The organism is Azospirillum lipoferum, from assembly GCF_024170005.1.
GTDB classification, from domain to species: domain Bacteria; phylum Pseudomonadota; class Alphaproteobacteria; order Azospirillales; family Azospirillaceae; genus Azospirillum; species Azospirillum lipoferum.
The window spans coordinates 1-3,607 of record NZ_JALJXJ010000040.1 but is presented as its reverse complement, the minus strand read 5'-3'; the positions used below and the strand labels follow the sequence as shown (position 1 = coordinate 3,607).

At 71.4% G+C, this 3,607-nt stretch carries 4 protein-coding genes; all 4 read left to right on the top strand.

Annotated features, from left to right (window positions below; genetic code table 11):
- The coding region (locus tag J2848_RS35730) for a xanthine dehydrogenase family protein molybdopterin-binding subunit (RefSeq protein ID WP_149235744.1) at positions 1-1,872 on the top strand (1,872 nt) is incomplete at its 5' end.
- Positions 1,869-2,705: an FAD binding domain-containing protein gene (locus J2848_RS35725; RefSeq protein ID WP_149235743.1), complete on the top strand. Its 837-nt coding sequence runs from the start codon at positions 1,869-1,871 to the stop codon at positions 2,703-2,705. The genes J2848_RS35730 and J2848_RS35725, both read left to right, overlap by 4 nt.
- Entirely contained in the window at positions 2,693-3,241 is a 549-nt protein-coding gene (locus J2848_RS35720) for a (2Fe-2S)-binding protein (RefSeq protein ID WP_149235742.1), read from the top strand. Before J2848_RS35725 ends, J2848_RS35720 begins: the two co-directional genes overlap by 13 nt.
- Positions 3,234-3,607: AMP-binding protein (locus J2848_RS35715; RefSeq protein WP_253568870.1), on the top strand; the 374-nt coding region annotated here is incomplete at its 3' end. The genes J2848_RS35720 and J2848_RS35715, both read left to right, overlap by 8 nt.

Here is a 3,607-nt window from a genome sequence, read left to right as displayed (position 1 = left end):
CAGCTCTATTACGGGCTGGAGCGGCTGATGAACCGGGTGGCGGCGGAGCTGGGGCTCGATCCGCTCGACGTCATCCGCCGCAACTTGGTGGCGGCCGACGCCATGCCCTACCGCACCGCGTCCGGCGGGACGCTCGACAGCGGCGACTACCGCGCGACGCTGGAACAGGCGGTGCGCGAGGGGGCGCTCGACGCGCTGAAGGCGCGGCGCGACACGCTGCGGACGGAGGGGCGGCTCTACGGCATCGGCTATGCCGCGGTGGTGGAGCCGTCGATCTCCAACATGGGCTACATCACCACCGTCCTGACCGCCGGGGAACGGCGCAAGGCCGGTCCGAAGAACGGCGCGCAGGCGACCGCCAGCGTCGCCGTCGATCCCACCGGCGGCGTGTCGGTGACGGTGGCCTCGGCTCCCCAGGGGCAGGGGCACCGCACCGTGCTGGCCCAGGTGGTGGCCGACGTCTTCGGCCTGCGCTTCGAGGACATCCGGGTCAACACCGATCTCGACACCGGCAAGGATGCCTGGTCGATCGCGTCGGGCAACTATTCCAGCCGTTTCGCCGGGGCGGTGGCGGGGGCGGCCCAGGTGGCGGCGACCCGGCTGCGCGGACGCATGGCTGCGCTGGTCGCCGGCCAACTGAATTGCCGGGCTGACGATGTGCGCTTCGCCGGCGGCAAGGTCTTTTCCGACGCCAACCCGGACAACAGCCTGTCCTTCTCCCGCGTCGCCGCGGCCGGCCATTGGGCGCCGGGAACGCTGCCCGACGGGCAGGAGGCGGCGCTGCGCGAGACCGCCTTCTGGACCCCGGAGCCGCTGAAGGCGCCGACCGACGCCGACCACATCAACAGTTCGGCCTGCTACGGCTTCATCTTCGATTTTTGCGGCGTGGAGATCGACCGGACGACGGGTGCGGTGCGGATCGACCGCTACGTCACCATGCATGATGCCGGCCGGCTGCTGAACCCGTTGCTGGTGGAGGGCCAGATCCTCGGCGGTTTCGCCCATGCCGTCGGCACTGCGCTGTACGAGGAATACGCCTATGGCGACGATGGCCGGTTCCTGTCCGGCACCTTCGCCGACTATCTGGTGCCGACCGCCTGCGAGGTACCGGTGCCCGTCATCCTCCACCGTGAAAGCCCGTCGCCGGTAACGCCGCTCGGCGCCAAGGGGGTCGGCGAGGGCAATTGCATGAGCACGCCCGCGTGCCTCGCCAACGCCGTGGCGGACGCGCTCGGCGGACCGGTGCCGTCGCTGCCGCTGACCCCGGCAAAGATCGCCGCACTGATCCATCCGCCGGAGCCACCACGTCCGACGGCGGCGGCGGGCGTGACAGCGGCACCGGCTCCGTCGGCCTCAGGCGGGCGCGGCCTGACGGGAGAAGGCAGCCGCGAGGTGCCGGCGACGCCGGAACAGGTCTGGGCCATCCTGCTCGATCCGAAGGAGTTGGCGGCGCTGCTGCCCGGCTGCGAGGCGCTGGACCTCGTCGGTGCCAACGCCTACCGGGCGGAGGTGGTGGTCGGCATCGGCCCGGTACGCGGCCGCTACACGGCGGAGGTGGCGCTGTCCAACCTCGACCCGCCCAATGCGCTGACCCTGACCGGCAGCGGCACCAGTGCACTCGGATCGGGCAGCGGCACCGGGCATGTCACGCTGGAGCGCACGCTCACCGGCACGCGCGTCACCTACCGCTACGGCGCGTCGGTCGGCGGCAAGGTCGCCGCGGTCGGCGGCCGGATGCTCGACAGCGCGTCGCGCCTGCTGATCGGCCAGTTCTTCGAGAAGCTGGTGGCGCGCGCCGGTGGCACCGCTGCGCCGGCCGAACACCCGTCGCTTCTGACACGCCTTCTACGCTTTCTGGGACTCAAGCAATGAAGCCCGCACCCTTCGATTATCTGCGGCCGGCGACGGTCACCGACGCACTGGCGGCACTGGCGGCCGGGGGTGACGACGCCCGCGTGATCGCCGGCGGCCAGTCCCTGATGCCGATGCTGAACATGCGGCTGGTGCAGCCGCGCCTGCTGATCGACCTCGGCCGCCTGGAGGAGCTTCGGGTCCTGAACGTCGAGAATGGCTGGCTGACCGTCGGCGCCGCCGTCACCCAGGCCGAGGTGCTGGCCCGCCCGACCCTGGCGCAGGAGGTGCCGCTGCTGGCCGCCGCCCTGCCGTGGGTTGGCCATTTCCAGACCCGCAACCGCGGCACGCTCTGCGGCTCGGTCGCCCATGCCGATCCCAGCGCCGAGACGCCGCTCTGTCTGGTCGCCACCGGCGGTGAGGTGGTGCTGCGCAATGCGAAGCGCCGCCGCACCGTCGCCGCCGCCGATTTCTTCCTGGGGCCGCTGACCACGGTGAAGGCGGCGGACGAAATCGTCGAATGCGTCCGCTTTCGCCTGGCCCGGCCCGGCAGCGGCCATGCCTTCCGCGAGCAGTCGATGCGGCATGGCGACTTTGCCATCGCCGCCTGCGCCGCCACCGTGGACGAACGCTCCGCCAGCCTCACCGTCGGCGGGGTGGCCGACCGCCCGACGCTGCGGTCCTGGCCGCTCGTTGCCGGTGGGTTGCCGCCCGACCTCGACAAGGCGCTGAACGCCTTCGCCTGGGATCTCGGTGGCGACGATGACCAGCACGCCACCGCGCGCTACCGCCGCGACCTCGTCCGCCGGATCGGCCGTACCGTCCTTGAAGAGGCCCTGTCATGCCGCCGCTGACATCCACATCCGCACTGACGGCGGAGGAGCGCCATGCCGTCTCCATCGTCCTGAACGGCAAGCCGCGCACCGGCTACGCCAATCCGCGCCTGCTGCTGAGCGATTTCCTGCGCCACGAACTGGGCGCCCACGGCACCCGCGTCGGCTGCGAGCACGGCGTCTGCGGCGCCTGCACCGTCCGCATCGACGGCGTGGCGGTCCGCGCCTGCCTGACCCTGGCGGTGCAGGCCGACGGCCGGCGCATCGACACCGTCGAAGGGCTGGCGGAGGCCAACGAGGGGCGCATGACCGCGCTCCAGGAGGCGTTCCGCCGGCATCACGCCCTGCAATGCGGCTTCTGCACGGCCGGCATCCTGATGTCGCTGACCGATTACCTGGGCCGCAATCCCAAACCCACCGAAGAGGAGCTACGCGACATGCTGAGCGGCCATCTTTGCCGCTGCACCGGCTATGCCGGCATCGTCCGCGCCGTGATGGAGGTCACGGGCCAAGCAACGGCCTCAGAGCCCATAGGCGAGGAGGCCGCCCATGTTTGACCTCGGCCGCAGCATTCTGGCCAGCGCGGAGCGCAGCCCTGGCGCCCTGGCCGTCGTCGATGGCGATCTGCGCCTGACCTACGCGGAGTGGCTGGAGCGCATCCGCCGTCTGGTCGGCGCCTTTGACCGGCTCGGCCTGCATCCCGGCGACCGCATCGCCACCGCCCTGCAGAACAGCTGGGAGATGGCGACCATCCATTGGGCCTGCCAGTTGGCCGGCATCGCCGTGGTGCCGCTGAACTGGCGGGTGAAGGCGGACGAGCTGGATTATTGCCTGCCCAACGCCGAGGTGCGCGCCCTGTTCTATCAGGACGTGTCGGCAGAGGCCGTCGGTGAGTCCGCCGCGGCGCGGGCGCTGCCCCGCAT

Bases quoted from the DNA above. Each gene is read 5' to 3' on its own strand.
- J2848_RS35720 (WP_149235742.1), top strand. From the start codon at position 2,693: ATGCCGCCGCTGACATCCACATCCGCACTGACGGCGGAGGAGCGCCAT.
- J2848_RS35725 (WP_149235743.1), top strand. From the start codon at position 1,869: ATGAAGCCCGCACCCTTCGATTATCTGCGGCCGGCGACGGTCACCGAC.